This is a genomic window from Streptomyces sp. NPDC047043, from assembly GCF_040644055.1.
Classification (GTDB): domain Bacteria; phylum Actinomycetota; class Actinomycetes; order Streptomycetales; family Streptomycetaceae; genus Streptomyces.
The window spans coordinates 22995-38738 of the sequence record NZ_JBEYVO010000039.1 but is presented as its reverse complement, the minus strand read 5'-3'; the positions used below and the strand labels follow the sequence as shown (position 1 = coordinate 38738).

17 protein-coding genes are annotated in these 15744 nt (G+C 70.9%); 12 read left to right on the top strand and 5 right to left on the bottom strand.

The genetic code is table 11. The features are described from left to right. Positions 1 to 28: 28 nt before the first annotated feature. Positions 29 to 715, bottom strand: a complete 687-nt coding sequence (locus ABZ880_RS44615; protein ID WP_361276141.1) for a DUF4352 domain-containing protein — start codon at positions 713 to 715, stop codon at positions 29 to 31. A gap of 203 nt (positions 716 to 918) precedes the next feature. On the opposite strand from ABZ880_RS44615, the gene ABZ880_RS44610 reads away from it, so the two are divergent. The 4 genes from ABZ880_RS44610 (at position 919) to ABZ880_RS44595 (ending at position 4704) form a co-directional block, all read left to right on the top strand. After that, positions 919 to 2157: a GNAT family N-acetyltransferase gene (locus ABZ880_RS44610; RefSeq protein ID WP_361276139.1), complete on the top strand. Its 1239-nt coding sequence runs from the start codon at positions 919 to 921 to the stop codon at positions 2155 to 2157. A gap of 127 nt (positions 2158 to 2284) precedes the next feature. Then, positions 2285 to 3124: an endonuclease/exonuclease/phosphatase family protein gene (locus tag ABZ880_RS44605; protein ID WP_361276320.1), complete on the top strand. Its 840-nt coding sequence runs from the start codon at positions 2285 to 2287 to the stop codon at positions 3122 to 3124. 216 nt (positions 3125 to 3340) lie between these two features. Beyond that, positions 3341 to 4015: a glycoside hydrolase family 11 protein gene (locus tag ABZ880_RS44600; RefSeq protein WP_361276136.1), complete on the top strand. Its 675-nt coding sequence runs from the start codon at positions 3341 to 3343 to the stop codon at positions 4013 to 4015. Then, entirely contained in the window at positions 4012 to 4704 is a 693-nt protein-coding gene (locus tag ABZ880_RS44595) for a polysaccharide deacetylase family protein (protein ID WP_361276134.1), read from the top strand. Before ABZ880_RS44600 ends, ABZ880_RS44595 begins: the two co-directional genes overlap by 4 nt. A 21-nt stretch (positions 4705 to 4725) precedes the next feature. Here ABZ880_RS44595 and ABZ880_RS44590 read toward each other — a convergent pair whose 3' ends face one another. Beyond that, positions 4726 to 5964 carry an extracellular solute-binding protein gene (locus tag ABZ880_RS44590; protein WP_361276318.1) on the bottom strand — a complete coding sequence of 413 codons (1239 nt, stop codon included), beginning with the start codon at positions 5962 to 5964 and terminating at the stop codon, positions 4726 to 4728. Positions 5965 to 6215: 251 nt separating this feature from the next. Here ABZ880_RS44590 and ABZ880_RS44585 point away from each other — a divergent pair, with 251 nt between their 5' ends. Further along, the gene (locus ABZ880_RS44585; protein ID WP_361276131.1) at positions 6216 to 6431 is read left to right on the top strand and encodes a dodecin; all 216 of its coding nucleotides are present in this window, start codon (positions 6216 to 6218) and stop codon (positions 6429 to 6431) included. A 42-nt stretch (positions 6432 to 6473) separates the two neighbouring features. On the opposite strand, the gene ABZ880_RS44580 is transcribed toward ABZ880_RS44585, so the two are convergent. From ABZ880_RS44580 to ABZ880_RS44570, 3 genes are all read right to left on the bottom strand, one after another. After that, positions 6474 to 6965, bottom strand: a complete 492-nt coding sequence (locus tag ABZ880_RS44580; protein WP_361276129.1) for an HAD family acid phosphatase — start codon at positions 6963 to 6965, stop codon at positions 6474 to 6476. A gap of 100 nt (positions 6966 to 7065) precedes the next feature. Further along, the gene (locus tag ABZ880_RS44575; RefSeq protein WP_361276127.1) at positions 7066 to 7911 is read right to left on the bottom strand and encodes an alpha/beta hydrolase; all 846 of its coding nucleotides are present in this window, start codon (positions 7909 to 7911) and stop codon (positions 7066 to 7068) included. Next, positions 7904 to 8182 carry a hypothetical protein gene (locus ABZ880_RS44570; protein WP_361276125.1) on the bottom strand — a complete coding sequence of 93 codons (279 nt, stop codon included), beginning with the start codon at positions 8180 to 8182 and terminating at the stop codon, positions 7904 to 7906. The genes ABZ880_RS44575 and ABZ880_RS44570 overlap by 8 nt, the downstream gene beginning before the upstream one ends. A 151-nt stretch (positions 8183 to 8333) precedes the next feature. Between ABZ880_RS44570 and ABZ880_RS44565 the strand changes: the two genes are divergently transcribed. The 7 genes from ABZ880_RS44565 to ABZ880_RS44535 all read left to right on the top strand — a co-directional run bounded on the left by ABZ880_RS44565 (position 8334) and on the right by ABZ880_RS44535 (position 15733). Beyond that, positions 8334 to 9545, top strand: coding sequence for a right-handed parallel beta-helix repeat-containing protein (locus ABZ880_RS44565; protein WP_361276123.1), 1212 nt, complete (start codon positions 8334 to 8336; stop codon positions 9543 to 9545). Between the two features lie 388 nt (positions 9546 to 9933). Beyond that, positions 9934 to 10305, top strand: coding sequence for a DUF485 domain-containing protein (locus ABZ880_RS44560; RefSeq protein ID WP_361276120.1), 372 nt, complete (start codon positions 9934 to 9936; stop codon positions 10303 to 10305). Next, positions 10299 to 11894: a cation acetate symporter gene (locus ABZ880_RS44555; RefSeq protein WP_361276117.1), complete on the top strand. Its 1596-nt coding sequence runs from the start codon at positions 10299 to 10301 to the stop codon at positions 11892 to 11894. The genes ABZ880_RS44560 and ABZ880_RS44555 overlap by 7 nt, the downstream gene beginning before the upstream one ends. 88 nt (positions 11895 to 11982) lie before the next feature. Beyond that, positions 11983 to 12426 carry a (2Fe-2S) ferredoxin domain-containing protein gene (locus tag ABZ880_RS44550; RefSeq protein WP_361276114.1) on the top strand — a complete coding sequence of 148 codons (444 nt, stop codon included), beginning with the start codon at positions 11983 to 11985 and terminating at the stop codon, positions 12424 to 12426. A gap of 98 nt (positions 12427 to 12524) precedes the next feature. Then, the gene (gene rpmF / locus ABZ880_RS44545; protein WP_361276111.1) at positions 12525 to 12695 is read left to right on the top strand and encodes a 50S ribosomal protein L32; all 171 of its coding nucleotides are present in this window, start codon (positions 12525 to 12527) and stop codon (positions 12693 to 12695) included. A 6-nt stretch (positions 12696 to 12701) separates the two neighbouring features. Next, on the top strand, positions 12702 to 13880 hold the full coding sequence (locus ABZ880_RS44540; protein ID WP_361276109.1) for a GTP-binding protein: 1179 nt from the start codon (positions 12702 to 12704) through the stop codon (positions 13878 to 13880). Between the two features lie 182 nt (positions 13881 to 14062). Next, entirely contained in the window at positions 14063 to 15733 is a 1671-nt protein-coding gene (locus tag ABZ880_RS44535) for a LuxR C-terminal-related transcriptional regulator (protein WP_361276106.1), read from the top strand. Positions 15734 to 15744 lie beyond the last annotated feature (11 nt).

Genomic DNA, 15744 nt, shown 5'->3' with positions numbered 1-15744 from the left:
GTCAGTCGTGCCAGCGGGCGGCTCCCGGTCAGGACACGTCGATGCGGGTCTCGTCGCCGAGGAGGTCCTCGGTGAAGGTCACGTACTTCGGCGTGAAGTTGCCCTTGCCGGTGACGGTGCCCGAGGTGTTCTCGCCGGGGGCCAGGTCCACGGTGTCGATCTGCTTGTCGTCGACGGCCAGTTCGGCGGTGTGCTTGGTGCCCTTGCTGTCGGTGATGGTGAAGTACAGCGGGTTCACGCTCACCTTGTCGTCGCCGTTGTTGGTGACCGTGACCAGCACGCTCGTGTAGTTGCCGCTGTCGGCGAGGATGCTCTTGGCGAAGGCCGTCTTCTTGGCGGTGATCTTCACCGGCGCCTGTGCCTGCGGCTTCGAGTCGCTCGACGTGCCGCCCGAGTCGTCACTCGACGTGTCGTCCGCGTCCTTCGCCGTGTCCTGCTTGGTGCCGGCCGAGGCGCTGCTCTTGGCGCCGGTGGCCGTGTCGTCCGTGTCGGAACCGCCGCCGAGGGCCGCGCCGATGACGCCGAACACGACGACCAGGGCGACGAGGCCGAGGCAGCCGAAGCCGAGGATCTTTCCGACGGGGGACTTCTTCGGCGGCTGCGGGGGCGGCGGGCCCCATCCCGGCTGCTGCGGATACTGCTGCTGCGGTGCGCCCCAGCCCTGTTGTTGCGGTGCTTGCCACCCCGGCTGCTGCTGCGGGTACTGCTGACTCACTTGCGCCCCCCTGGCGGTGATTTACGTGGAGCGTGAATCTAATACATGTGAGGACCAAGTAAAGAATGTGAGTTCAAGTTGTGATCTCGGGTGGCCGGTGCGGGCCCGGCCGTAAACCGCTTGACCTGGTCACGGGTCGACGCTGCACTGTGGCGGGGCACCATGAGTCGTGGTGCGGGCATCACGGGGAGGCAGCGGCACCGATGGAGATCCGTTCCACGACCGACCAGGACTTCGACGTCTTCGTCGACACACTCCATGCCGCGTTCGGCCGCTTCCCGGAAACCCCGAACGAGGACGGCGGCGGAGTCTGGTGGTCCGCGCTCGAAATGGACCGCAACCTGCTCGCCGTGACGGCGGACGGGCGGCCGGTCGGGACCGCCGGTGCGTACTCCTTCGAGCTCACCCTGCCCGGTGAGCTCCTCGCCCCGACCGCCGGGGTGACCGCCGTCGGCGTCGTGCCCTCGCACCGACGCCGGGGCGTGCTCAGCGCGATGATGCGGCATCAGCTCACCGAGCTGCGGGCCCGAGGGGAGTTCCTCTCCGTCCTGCTGGCCTCCCAGGCGGTGATCTACCGCAGGTTCGGCTACGGACCGGCGACCTACACGCAGCGGCTGACGGTGCCGCGCCACCGGGCCGCCCTCGCCCTCCCCCGATCGCGCGCAACGGCCCACGCCCCGGCGACCGGTTCGGACACCGGCACCATCGAGGTGCTGCGGCGCGCCGAGTGCGGCGAGCTCCTGGAGGAGGTCTACGACCGCTACCGCCGCGTCCAGCCGGGCGCGCTGTCCCGGCCGCACCGCTGGTGGACCTCGGGCGCCGGACAGCCCCCGATCTCGCCCACGCCGCGCTATGTCGCCGTCCACCGGGACGCGGACGGCACCCCGGACGGTTACGCCTGCTATGCGACCGGCGACCCCGACTACACCTTGACGGTCGACGAGAACATCGCCGCCGACGACGCCGTCTTCACGGCACTGGCCCGGTGCGTGCTCGAACACGACCTGGTCACTCAGGTCGTGTTCAAGCACTTCCCGCCCGGACACCCGCTGCGCTGGCAGCTGGCGGACTTCCGCGCCGGCCAGGTGAGCGGCGACACCGACTGGCTCTGGGTGCGGCTGCTGGACATCCCGCGTGCGCTGACCGCGCGCGGCTGGTTCACGGACGGCGAGCTCGTCCTCGACGTCGACGACCCGTTCCTCGGCGAGCACGGCCACTACCTGCTGACCGTCCGCGACGGCAAGGCCGACTGCGTCCCGACGGACCGGGAGCCCGACCTGTCCCTGGACGCGAGCGACCTGGGCTCCGTCTACCTCGGCGGCACCGCCCCGAGCACGCTCGTGCGGGCCGGACACATCCGGGCCCACCGCCCGGGCGCGGCCGCCCTCGCCGACGCCCTCTTCCGCGCCGAGCGCTCCCCGCACTGCCTGCACTGGTTCTGACCGGCGATCACCACCTGGCCGAGGCGGCGGCTTCGTACGAGCGCAACGAGATTCGGCGCACCATGCGTTGCTCACAGCCGGGTCCCATAACCTCGTGCCAGGAGACGTCGGATGCTTCGAGGAGGCGATGGTGCTCGAAAGGGGCACGCGGTTGCTCGCGGGGGCCATGGTCGTGGCCTGTGTGCTGCTCGTCGGCCCCAGCGTCCCGGGCGGTGCCCCCATCGCCAGGTCACTGCCCGCCGATGCCGCCGAGGACGTCGTACCGAACCGGGTCATGACGTGGAACCTCTGCAACCCCTGCGAGGCGGGCAACGTCGACCGGGCGGCGGAGATCGCCACGTATGCGCCCCAGATCATCGGCCTGCAGGAAGCGTGCGCGAGTGACGTCGAGAGGATCAGGTACTACCTGCAGCGCCTGTACGGGCTGGTCTACCACGTCGAGTACGGGTCGGTTCTGCAGAGTTGGGGCCGCTGCGGTGGAGCGCCGTGGAGTCCGGGAGGCTTCGGCCAGGCGATCCTCTCGGCGGCGCCGATGACGGACCGCGTCAACGTGGAATACCCCGACGGCGGTTCCGAGGACCGCGGGTACATGGCGGTCACCACCACCGTGGGCGGTCAGCGCATCCGGGTCTTCAACACCCACCTCGCCCAACGCCGCCAAGAAGTGGTCCGAGCGGAGCAGGTCCGCGTGCTCGCCGCCGAGGTCGCCCGGCACGACCGGGCCATCGTCCTCGGCGACTTCAACGCCGTGCCGGACGCTCCCGAACTCGCCCGGATGTGGGCACTGGCCGCGGATGCGGACCCCCAGTGCCATCCCCTGCCCGCCGGCGCCTGCGAGCCGACCACCGACTGGTACAGCAGGTTCGACTACGTCTTCCTGCGAGGCATCGCCCCGCGTGAGCACCGCGTGCAACCCACCTCGTACTCGGATCACCACCTGCTGTACGCCGACCTGGACGCATCGTAAGAGGCATTCACCGAGCTTTCGTGGTCCGGAAACTCTTCGAAACATTCGAGAGCTTGCGGCCAGGCAATGATCTAATCAAATCCTCCTGTAACAGATAACTGCTGCACATAGCTCCGAATGTTTCGCGATCAATGCCGAAACTATTGACGCTTGACGGGGACAGGCCAACACTGTTCGACCAATACCCGGCCTCGGACAGCGAGGAGGAACCCCCACATGAACGGCAATCCCGCACACCCGATGAACCGCCGGAGCGCCTGCGGCATGCTGCTGGGTGCCGCGTCGGTGCTGGCACTGCCCGGCACCGCACGCGCCGCCACGGTCATCACCACGAACCAGACCGGCACCAACAACGGCTTCTACTACTCGTTCTGGACCGACGCGCAGGGCACGGTCTCCATGACCCTGGGCTCGGGCGGCAACTACAGCACCAGCTGGAGCAACACCGGCAACTTCGTCTGCGGAAAGGGCTGGAGCACCGGCGCCCGCAGGAACGTGACCTACTCGGGCAGCTTCAACCCGTCCGGCAACGGCTACCTGGCCCTCTACGGATGGACGTCCAGCCCGCTCGTCGAGTACTACATCGTCGACAACTGGGGCACCTACCGGCCCACGGGAACGTACAAGGGCGCCGTCACCAGCGACGGCGGCACGTACGACATCTACCTGACGACGCGCTACAACGCGCCGTCCGTCGAGGGCACCAAGACCTTCAACCAGTACTGGAGCGTGCGGCAGTCGAAGCGGACGGGCGGCACCATCACCACCGGCAACCACTTCGACGCCTGGGCCCGCGCCGGGATGACCCTCGGCAGCTTCAAGTACTACATGATCCTCGCTACCGAGGGCTATCAGAGCAGCGGCAGCTCCAACATCACGGTGTCGGCATGAGCCGCCGACCAGGCGTTCCGTTACGCCCCTTGACGACGAGCCTGGCCGCCGTCGCCCTGGCCGCCACGGGCACCCTCACCGCCCACGCCTCCCCCGCCCAGGCCGCCACCTGCAACGGATACGTCGCACTCACCTTCGACGACGGCCCGTCCGGCAACACGACCGCCCTGCTGAACGCGCTCAAGCAGAACGGGCTGCGGGCCACGATGTTCAACGAGGGCCAGTACGCCGCCGCCTACCCCGCCCAGGTCAAGGCGCAGGTCGCCGCCGGCATGTGGGTCGGCAACCACAGCTACACCCACCCGCACCTGACCGGGCTCGGTCAGGCCCAGATCGACTCGGAGATCTCCCGGACCCAGCAGGCCGTCGCGGCCGCGGGCGGCGGCACGCCGAAACTGTTCCGGCCGCCGTACGGCGAGACCAATGCGACGGTCAAGGCGGTCGAGGCCAAGTACGGTCTGACCGAGATCCTCTGGAACGTCGACTCGCAGGACTGGAACGGCGCCAGTACCGACGCGATCGTGGCGGCCGCCGGCCGGCTCACGAGCAGCCAGGTCATCCTCATGCACGACTGGCCCGCCAACACGGTCGCCGCGATCCCGCGCATCGCACAGGGGCTGGCCGCCCGCAACCTGTGCGCCGGCATGATCTCCCCGCAGACCGGCCGCGCGGTGGCCCCGACGGCGTAGCCAGTCCGCACAACTGGGCCGTCAGTCCAGGCGGTTGAGGTCCTCGGTGATGCGCCGGGAGGCGCGGCGGGCCTCGGTCGCCGGGTCGGCGCCCTCCAGCACCTTGGTCATGTACGGCTTGATCGGGTTGTCCTCCTCCACGGCGCCCCACTGCGCGGTGGAGGGGGTCGCCCGGCCCTGCGCGGCGCCGGCCGCCATGGCCGCGGCTCCCTCCTCGCCGGCGACGGCCTTGGCAAGGGACTTGGCGAGGGACTTCTTGTTGGGGACGTAGTTCATGGTGCGGGCCAGCTGGGTGTCCCACTTGGCGCCGGTGAGCGCGGCGACGACGGCGACGGCGCCGTCGTGCTCGTCGGTGTTGTTCGGGATGACGAGGTCGGAGCCGCCGGTGAAGACGGCACCGGGCTTGGCGGCGGTCTTGCCGGGCACGGGGAAGAAGCCCAACTTGCCCTCCAGGTCCGGGTTCTGCTGCACGATCGTCCGGGCCAGCCCGGGCACCGCCACGATCTGCGCGACGTGCCCCTTGGCGAACACGCCTGCCTGCGGCGGGTGTTCCTCGTCGGAGCCTGCCGGGCCGTCGCCCAGTGACTGCAGGCGGCGGTAGAAGTCCATGCCGCGCAGCGCGGCCGGGGTGTCCAGCGTGCCGCGCCAGCCGCCGTCGGCGTCGCTCGCGAGGTCGCCGCCCTCGTCCCAGATGAAGCCGGAGAGGGTGTACCAGTCCTGACCGGCGAGGTAAATGCCCTGGTTGCCGCCCGCGTTGAGCTTCTCGGTGTCGGTGAGCCACTCCTCGCGGGTGCGCGGCGGCGTCTTGATGCCGGCCCGGGCGAAGAGGTCCTTGCGGTAGACGACGACGCGGTTGGCGGCGTACCAGGGGATGCCGTACTGGTGCGACAGCAGCTGGCCCGGCTCGGCGAGGCCCGGCAGCCAGTCCTCGCTCCCCCAGCGCAGCGCCGATTCCAGGGTCAGGTCGAACAGCCGGTCGTCCTCCACGTACTGCGGGACCTGGGTGTTGCCGACCTCGATGACATCGGGCCCGCCGCCGTCGGCGTCCAGGGCGGCCTGCACCTTCTCGCCGATGCCGGTCCACTGCTGGATGCGGATGTCGAGGCGCAGGTCGGAGTGCTTGCTCTCGAAGGACTTGGTGAACCGGCGCAGGAAGTCCTGCGAGGCGCTGTCCTTCATCAGCCACACGGTGACGGTCTGCCGGTCCGTCCCGCCGACGTGCGGCACGACTCCGCACGCGCCGAGCAGACAGGCACAGATGCAGGCACAGACGAGGGCGGGCAGGCGATGGCGTCTCACGAGGGGTCCTGTTCTGCCTGGCGGACAGGGTTGGGGGCCCGACGTGGGGGGACGAGCGCGAGGCTCGTACGGGTCTGCCGGATTTTGGTATGGACCAATGCCGAGGGTCAAGGGCCGCAGGGCGTCGGGGCGGACGTCTCGCGCTCCGCCGCAGCTTGGGGCACGGTGGAGTGACGCGTGACACAGGTGTCACGGCGGAGAGGAGCGCCCGCATGACGAACCACACGTACCGGGTCACGGAGATCGTCGGCAGCTCGCAGGAGGGCGTCGACGATGCCGTCCGCAACGGCATCGCCCGCGCCTCGCAGACCCTGCGCAACCTCGACTGGTTCGAGGTGACACAGGTGCGCGGCCAGCTCGAGAACGGCCAGATCGCGTACTGGCAGGTGGGCCTGAAGGTGGGCTTCAGGCTGGAGGAGTCGGACTGACGCCACGGCCCGACCGGAAGCCGGCCGAAAACCGCCGGATCCTCAGGTCCGCCCCTCCCGCTCCTGCGCCACCTCGAGCTCCGCGGACGGCGCCGTCCAACGCGCCCGTACGACGGTGAAGCCGGCCCGTTCCGCGTCCTCGCACACCAACTCGTCGTCGTCCACGAGGACGCGGATGTCGCGGGTGCCGGCGAGGCGGCGCAGGATCTCCAGCTTGGTGCGGCGGGCGGGCCTGCGGTCGTCGTTGCGGCGCATGAAGACCCGGCCCTCGGGCAGCCCCTGGGCGGCGAGCCAGTCGAGCGTGTCGCGCCGGCAGCGCTCGGGCCGCCCGGTCAGATAGACGACCTCGCACTCCTCGGCACTCTTCAGCACCAGCGCGATGCCCTCGGGGATCGCCGGATCGTCCGGCGCGGCGGCGAAGAACGCGTCCCAGTCCCGCGGGGTGCGCTCCAGGAAGCGCTGCCGGTGGGCGGTGTCGGCCAGGGTGTTGTCCAGGTCGAACACGGCGAGGGGGCGCTTGCTGCTGTCGGTCACCCGATCCACCCTAGTGCGGTGACCATGCCGGCCGTCGGCATCCGTCAGCGAGGTCCGCGCGCCTTGGCCCAAGTGCCCGCCGCCATTCATCCCGGCCGCGTCACTCCCGCCCCCGGCACACATCGGTGAGGAACGTGAGCAGGGCGGCGGTGAGTTCGGCGGGGGCGTCCTCCTGGACGAGGTGGCCGGCGCCGGCGACGGGTTCGAGCCGGGCGGACGGGATGCGGGCGGCGAGTTCGTGTCCCTTGGCCGGGGGGATCCAGGTGTCCTCCTGGCCCCAGCAGATCAGGGTGGGGATGCGGATCTCGCCGTAGCGCTCCTGGACTTCGTCGGTGTAGCGCTGGTCGGCCTGGGCGATCTGCCGGTAGAAGGCCGCCTGGCCGCTCTCGCCGAGCCAGGGCTGGACGAGCCGGTCGAGGACGGTGGGATGCAGGCCGGGGCTGCTGGCCGAGCCGACGTACTCGCGCACCAAGGCCTCGTGCAGCGCGGGCGGCAGCTGCTCGAAGACCTCGGAGTGCGCGCCGACGAGCCGGAAGAACGGCGACCCCCACGGGGCCAGCGCGACCGGGTCGACGAGCGCGAGCGCACGGTAGCGGGCCCCGTGCAGCAGATGCGCCCGCAGCGAGACCGCACCGCCGAAGTCGTGCGCCACCACCAGCGGTTCGGCCACCCCCCAGTGCGCCAGCAGCTCGGTGAACACCCTGCCCTGCGCCGCCAGCGAGACATCCTGCCCGGCGAACATCTGCGACGCCCCGTAGCCGGGCATGTCCCACACGAACACCTGATGGCGCCGCGCGAGCGACCGCGCCACGGCACGCCACACGTACGACGAGAAGGGCGTGCCGTGGCACAGGACGACCGGATCCCGGCCGGGCTCCCCCAGGCTGTCCCAGCGGACCTCGCCGGAGGCGCTGCGGAAGGTCTTGGTCAGCGGCCAGTCATTCACCGCGGGTGCCCCTCTCGATGTCCGTGTGCCGTTGGCCGCGCGCCCGGTCCACGACCACAGCCGTCAGAAACGTCAACGGTGCGACCGCCGAGCCCACCAGGATCGCGAGGAGAAAGCCTCCGGGCTGCGCCTGCCTGTCCGTCCCGGGCGGTGCCGGCGGTGGATCGAGCCGCAGCGACTTCGTCACGTGATGCCGGCGGAAGACCTCGAGCCAGAGGCCGCACCAGGACAGCAGCCATACGACTCCGCCGGCCACCTTCAGTCGCCGCACGGCGCGCACCTCCTTGCAGCCGGCCTCAGGCGTCGGCGTCGGTGACCTTCCGTGGACACGCTAGCCAACCGGCGACCTCCGGCGGGCAACCTTCACGCCGCCCGCGACCACTGCTCAGCGACACGGCGGACAGGCGGAGGCGGGAGGCCCCATGCGCAGGAGGAACGCGGCGATCTGGACGGCGACGGTCGTGAGCGCGGCGACGGTGACGGCACTGGGCACGGCGGGCGAGGCGTCGGCCGCCGCGAAGACCCTGGTCGTGGCCACGAACGGGGACGACTCAGCGCCCGGGACGCTCACCCGGCCCCTCAAGTCCATCCAGAAGGCAGTGGACTTGGCGGCCCCCGGCGACACCATCGCCGTACGCGGCGGGACGTATGCGCTGACCGACAACATCACCATCACCACCTCGGGCACGGCGTCGCAGCCCATCACGCTCGGCGCCTACCAGGGCGAGCGGGTCGTGGTCGACGGGGAGCAACTGCCCGCCAGTCACACGCCCGTCGGCGGCAGCATCCCGCGGGCCGAGCGCGGGGCGATCCACCAGGAGGCCTCGTACTGGCGGATCTCCGGCCTGGAGATCGTCAACGGGCCGTACGGCATCTACTGCGACGGCTGCAACGGAAACGTCTTCTCCCGCCTGTCCACGCACGACAACTACGAGTCCGGATTCCAACTCCAGGGCGCCTCCAGCAACAACCGGATCCTGAACCTGGACAGTTACCTCAACCGCGACCCGCGCAAGAACGGCGAGAGCGCCGACGGTCTCGCCATCAAGGAGGGCAGCGGCACCGGCAACGTCGTGCGCGGCGCCCGGCTGTGGAACAACGTCGACGACGGCTTCGACGCCTGGAAGTTCACCTCGCCGATCCTGATCGAGAACACGGTGGCGTACGGCAACGGCTTCAACCGCTGGAACTTCCCCGACTTCGCGGGCGACGGCAACGGATTCAAGCTCGGCGGCGGGACCCCGGCCCCGGCGGTCGCCCACACCGTCCGCAACAGCGTCGCTTTCAAGAACGCCGCGCACGGCTTCACCGACAACGGCAACACCGGCGCGCTCACTCTGAACCGCGACTCCGCCTACGCCAACGCGGGCACCGGCTTCGACGCCGACGTCTCGGGCGGCACCGCCACGCTCAGCGCCGACCTGTCCATCGCCGACGGGAAGGCGGTGGCCCGCGGCTCCGGGACGGTCTCCCAGGGCAACTCGTGGGATCTGGGCGGTACTTGGGATGCTTCGTCGGTTCTGAGCACGGACCCGGGCGCACTCACCGGGCCGCGGGCCGCGGACGGTTCGCTGCCGTCGGCCCCGGCTTTCCTGGTCCCGCGCAACGGCGCCGCGATCGGCGCCCGGTTCTGAAGCGCCTGCGACGTATTTGAGACAGCCTGGCCGGAGAATTAGTCCGGACTATTCGTCCGGGGCTTGCTTTGCGCAGGCTGTGCGATAGCGCTTGCACACCGGGCGTGCACGAATGAGCCATGTGTACACATCAATACGTCCTGGCGGTTGATTGTTCAAAGAGCCCGCTGCAATACTCCGCTTCCTACGTCGCCCTCCGCGTCCCCGACAAGGCGTTGAATTCGAAGCGCAGGGAATTCGGATTCACGATCTCCCCACAGCCCGCACCCCACCAGCACATTCTGCACGGTGCATGGCATGAAGCGGCAAAGAAGGTGCTTTTGTGCCCGAACAGTCAGCCTGGCCCCATGACCCGCCCCCGTATCCCATGGCGAACGATGTCCGTCCCATGGCGAACGGCGAACAGTTGAAGCCGCCTCCGATATCCGATCATCCGGAATTTCACTCCCTGCGTCGCGCGCACCGCCGCTTCGGTACGCGCGCGACCCTGTGGTCGGTCGGCGGATTCCTGCTCTACGTGCTGTTGTCGAGTTTCGCCCCCGGTGTGATGAACGAGCCCCTGTTGGGTCATCTCACCGTCGGGCTCGCTTTCGGCCTGGGCCAGTTCGTCGTGATGGGCGTGACGGCGTGGTGCTACGTCCGGCACATGCGCACCCGCGTCGACCCGCTCGCCCGCGGTCTGCGGGCCAAGCTCCATCAGCGCGAGGCCCACCACCAGCAGCGCGAGGCCCGGCGGGCGAGGGGGCAGCGCGCGTGGTGAGCATGTCCGCAGCCGTCGTCGACCGGTTCAGCCTGCAGCTGACCTTCGTGCTGTTCCTGTCGGTGGTCGTGGTCACGCTGTTCATGGCCCTGCTGACCGCCCCGCACCGCGACGAGATCAGCGAGTTCTACCTCGGCAACCGCGCCATGTCGCCGCTGCGCAACGGCCTGGCCATGTGCGGCGACTACCTCTCGGCGGCGACCCTGCTGGGCAGCACCGGACTGGTCGCCCTCACCGGATACGACGGGCTGCTGTATCTGTCCGGGACCACCGTCGCCTGGATGATGGTGCTGCTGCTGATCGCCGAGCCCCTGCACCGCGCGGGCAAGTTCACGCCCGGCGACATGCTGGCCCTGCGGCTGCCCCGGCTGCAGCGGCCGGTGCGGATCGCCCTGGCGGTGTGCACGCTGACCATCACGACCCTCTACCTGGTGGCCCAACTCGTCGGCAGTGTCGCCCTGTTGACCCAGTTCACCGGCGAACCCGGCGCCACCACCCGGACGTTGTGCGTGGTCACCATCGGCACCGTCGTCATCGTCTACGCCTCCATCGGCGGCATGCCCGGCGCCACCGTCATCCAGATCATCAAGGCCGTGATGCTGGTGGCGGGCGTGTCGGTCACCGCGGTGATGGTGCTGCACCACTTCCACTGGAGCCCCGACGCACTCCTGACCGCGGCCGCCGACCGCAGCGGATTCGGCACCCGCTTCCTCGAACCGGGCCTGCGCTACGGCGCCAGCACCACCAGCAAGCTGGACTTCCTCAGCCTCGAACTGGCCATCGTGCTCGGCCTCGCCGCCCTCCCGCACGTTCTCATGCGGCTGCTCGCCCCGCGCTCCGGCGGCGTGCTGCGCTCCTCCGTCGTCTGGGCCGTGGGCCTGGTCGGCCTGGTCTGCCTGGCGGCCGGCGTCCTCGGCCTCGGTGCCACCGCGATCGTCGGCCGGGACACCATCGCCGGCACCGACCACAAGGGCGACGCCGCCGTGCTGCTCCTCGCCCACGCCCTGGGCGGCGGCATCCTGACGGCCCTGCTGTCCTGTCTGGCGTTCGTCACGCTGCTCGCCGTCGCGGCCGGGCTCACCCTCGCCGCGGCCACCTCCCTCGCCCACGACCTGTACGGCGAGGTGATCCGCAGGGGCCGGGCCAGCCAGACCGAGGAGCTGACCGTGGCCCGCCTGTCCGCGGTGGTCATCGGCGTCCTCGGCATCCTGCTCGCCCTCGTCTCCTGGGACGCCAACACCGCGACCCTGGCCTTCCTCGCCTTCGCCATCGCGGCCTCGGCGATCCTGCCGGCGCTCGTGTACAGCCTGTTCTGGCGGCGGTTCACCGGCCAGGGCGCACTGCTCAGCCTCTGGGGCGGCCTGGTCTGCTCCGTGCTGCTCGTGGTGTTCTCCCCCGTCGTCTCCTCCACCCCGGACTCGATCTACCCGTCCGCCGACTTCGCCTGGTTCCCGCTGCAGAACCCGGGCATCGTCTCCATCCCGGCGGGCTTCCTCCTGGGCTGGCTGGGCACGGTACTGAGCACCCGTCAGGAGAACGTCTCCCACGAGGAGTTCGAGGTACGGATGCTCGTGGGCAGCGAGCCGTGAGACCACCCTCGGCGGCCACCGGCACGGCAACGCGGCGCGCCACGACCCCCGTGCGCGCCATGATCGCCGTACACCGCATGCTTCTCGCATGTCATCTCGCACGATCATGATCGGCGCCGCCCGGCAGCGCCCCTGCACGCTCGTCGTGTGCCGGGGCTGCTGCTGCGGCGACCCGCGCAAGCTCCCCCAGTCTCGGCTTCGCTCGACCGGGGGGACCCCCATCGGCACGGACCACGCCTGGCAGTTGGACCGACTGCAGGCCGCGGCGGCCGAGCACGGCTTCCAGGTCCGTACGACCGACTGCCTGGGCCCCTGCGACCAGGCGAACGTCATCGTCGTCCAGCCGTCGGCGGAGGGGCGCCGGGCCGGCGGCCGCGCCACGTGGGTCGGCTTCGCCATGGACGAGGACTGCACGGAGGAGGTCATCGGCTGGGCGGCGGCGGGCGGCCCGGGGCTCGCGGAGCCGCCGGTCACGCTGGAGTTGCAGTTCATCCGGCCGCCGCGGGAGGCGCGCGTGCGCACCCGTCGCTGACGGCCCTCGAAGGGCGACCATCGCTAATTGTTAATGGGATCCATTTTCATGTAGCGTCCTCGGTGCCTGCCCACCCAGGGCCACCGAGGAGGATTCCCATGGCTGTCCCCAAGCGGAAGATGTCCCGCAGCAACACCCGCCACCGCCGCGCCCAGTGGAAGGCGACCACGCCCCAACTGGTGCCCCTCACCATCGACGGCGTCGCCCACCTCGTGCCCCAGCACCTGGTCAAGGCGTACGAGCGCGGGCTGCTGCGCCCCGAGGGCTGACGCCGGATGCCGCACGACCGCCTGCCCGTCACTGTCCTGTCCGGCTTCCTCGGGGCGGGCAAGACCACACTGCTCAACCACCTCCTCGCGAACCGCGAGGGCCTGCGGGTCGCCGTCATCGTCAACGACATGAGCGAGGTCAACATCGACGCCGCCCTGGTGCGCGGCGGTGAGGCCGCCCTGTCGCGGACCGAGGAACGCCTCGTCGAGATGACCAACGGCTGCATCTGCTGCACGCTCCGCGACGACCTGCTGGAGGAGGTCGACCGGCTGGCCCGCGAGGGCCGCTTCGACCACCTTCTGATCGAGTCCTCGGGCGTCTCCGAGCCGATGCCGGTCGCGGCCACCTTCGCCTTCGCCCGCGACGACGGCGCCACCCTCGGCGAGGTCGCCGAGCTGGACACCATGGTCACGGTCGTCGACGCCGCGAACTTCCTGCCGGAACTGGAGGCGGGCGACGAGCTCGCCGAGCGCGGGCTGGCGCCGTTCGAGGACGACGAGCGCACCGTCAGCGATCTCCTGGTCGACCAGGTCGAGTTCGCCGACGTCATCGTGCTCAACAAGGTGGATCTGGTTGACGCACAGACGGCAGCGTGGCTGCAGGCCACGCTGGCCCGCCTCAACCCCGCCGCCCGGATCGTCCCGGCCAGCCACGCGCGCGTGGACCTCCACCAGGTCCTCGGCACCCGCCTGTTCGACCTGGACCGCGCCCAGCAGGCGCCGGGCTGGGTGCGCGAACTCAACGGGGACCACGTGCCCGAGACCGCGGAGTACGGCATCTCCTCCACCGTCTTCCGCTCCGAACTCCCCTTCCATCCCGGCCGGTTGTGGCGTTTCGTGACGGAGGACCTGGACAGCGGCGCGTACGGCCGGATCCTGCGCTCCAAGGGCTTCTTCACCCTGGCCGGCCGACCGCACGTGACGGGCCTGTGGTCCCAGGCCGGCAGCGTGGCCCGCTTCGAGCCGTCCGCCGCCCGTGACGTCGATGCGCCGTACGCACAGGAACTGGTCCTGATCGGCACGCAGTTGAACGCGCCGGGACTCCAAGCAGCCCTGACCGGCTGCCTGATGACACCCGGCGAGAGCCTCCCGCCGGTCGATCCGTTCCCCGCCTGGGACACCTACGGCATCGACGAGGCCTGCGATCACGATCACGCGGCCCGGGGCCCGCTACTCCTGCCCTGACTATCCTGGCCATAGGGTCTGCCCGGCGGATCGGGTCGGCTGCAGGAGACGGTGCTGCCTGGCCGCCCCGAGCGGGGTCTGGTGCCACAGATGTGCGTGCCTGGGCCCGCGACGCCGAGCTGATCCGCCGGACAGGCCCTACGGGGCGGTCCTGCTCGCGGCGGGCGTGAAGGGAGCCGCGTGTGACTGAGAAGAGCGGCGGCGACGTACTGCGGCGGGCGCGGGAGGCCGTGGCCCGGGAGGCGTGGGCCGAGGCGTACGGGCTGCTGCACCGCCTGGACCCCGGCCGGCTCACCGCCGACGACTGTGCCGCGTTCGCCGACGCCGCCTGGTGGACCAGCCGCATCGAGGAGTCGATCGTCCAGCGGATGCGCGCCTACACCGGGTACGTGGCGGCCGGCGACGACCGACGGGCCGCGTACTGCGCCTGGATGCTCTTCTACGAACACCAGCTGGCCGGCCGCTCCGCCGTGGCCGCCGGCTGGCTGCGCCGGGCCCGGCAGCATCTGCGGGACCAGCCCGAGTGCGTCGAGCAGTGCTATCTCGCCTGGATGGACGCGGAGGCGGCGCAGCAGCGCGGCGCGTTCGAGGAGGCGATGGCCGCCGCCCGGCGCATGGCCGAGATCGCACACCGCTGCAACAGCCCCGACCTGCACGCCATGAGCGTCCAGGCGCAGGCGGGCGTCCTGGTCGCCCGGGGCCGGGTCGCCGAGGGACTCGAGCTACTCGACGACGCGATGTGCTCGGCCACGGCCGGCGAGCTCAGCACCTTCTTCACCGGCTGGATCTACTGCCTGGGCCTGCAGCAGTGCATGGCCTGCGCCGACCTCGCGCGCGCCGCCGAGTGGACCGAGGCGGCCATGACCTGGTGCGCCTCGATACCGGCGGAGAGCAGCTTCCGGGGCCTGTGCCGGGTGCACCGGGTGGAGGTGCTGGAGCTGCGGGGCAGCTGGACGCGGGCGCTGGCCGAGGCCGTACGGGCCTGCGAGGAGTTGCTGCCCTACGAGCGGCGGATGGCCGCCGAGGCGTTCTACGTGACCGCGGAGGTCCGGCGGCGGCGCGGTGAGCTGGCGGCGGCCGAGGAGTCGTACGAGCGCGCCCACGAGCTCGGCCGTGACCCGCAGCCCGGACTGGCCCTGCTGCGGCTGGCCCAGGGGAAGGCCGAGGCCTCGGCCGCCGTGCTGCGCCCGGCCCTCGACGACAGCCGCGAGGCTTCCGGGCCCGGCGGTCTCGAACGCTGTCAGCTGCTCGCGGCCCAGGTGGAGATCTGCCTCGCCCTCGGCCGGCTCGACGAGGCCGATGCCGCGGCCGAGGAGCTGGAGTCCCTGGCCCGGGAGTGGCAGCGGCGGCGCGGTTCGCACACGACGGTGCTGCATGCGAGCGCGGCCTCGGCGCGCGGCGCGGTGGCGTTCGCGGCCCGGGAACTGGACCGCGCGCTGCCGCTGCTGCGCCGGGCCGTGACGCTCTGGCTGGAGCTGCAGGTGCCGTACGAGGCGGCCCAGGTGCGGATGACGCTGGCCGCGGCCGATCGCGCCGCGGGCGACGACGAGGGCGCCCGGATGGAGCTGCGGGCCGCCGGGCAGGCCTTCCGGGAACTGGGCGCCGTACCGGACGCCCGCCGGGCTGCGGCCCTGCTCGCCGATGTGCAGCACCGGCCGCCGGGCGGGCTGACCGGGCGGGAGATCGAGGTGCTGCAGCTGGTCGCCGCGGGCGCGACGAACCGGGCCATCGCCGCCGAACTGGTGATCAGCGAGCACACCGTCGCCCGGCACCTCAACAACATCTTCGCCAAGCTGGACGTGTCCTCGCGGGCGGCGGCGACGGCGTACGCCTGCACGCACGGCCTGGCCTGATGGGCCGTTCT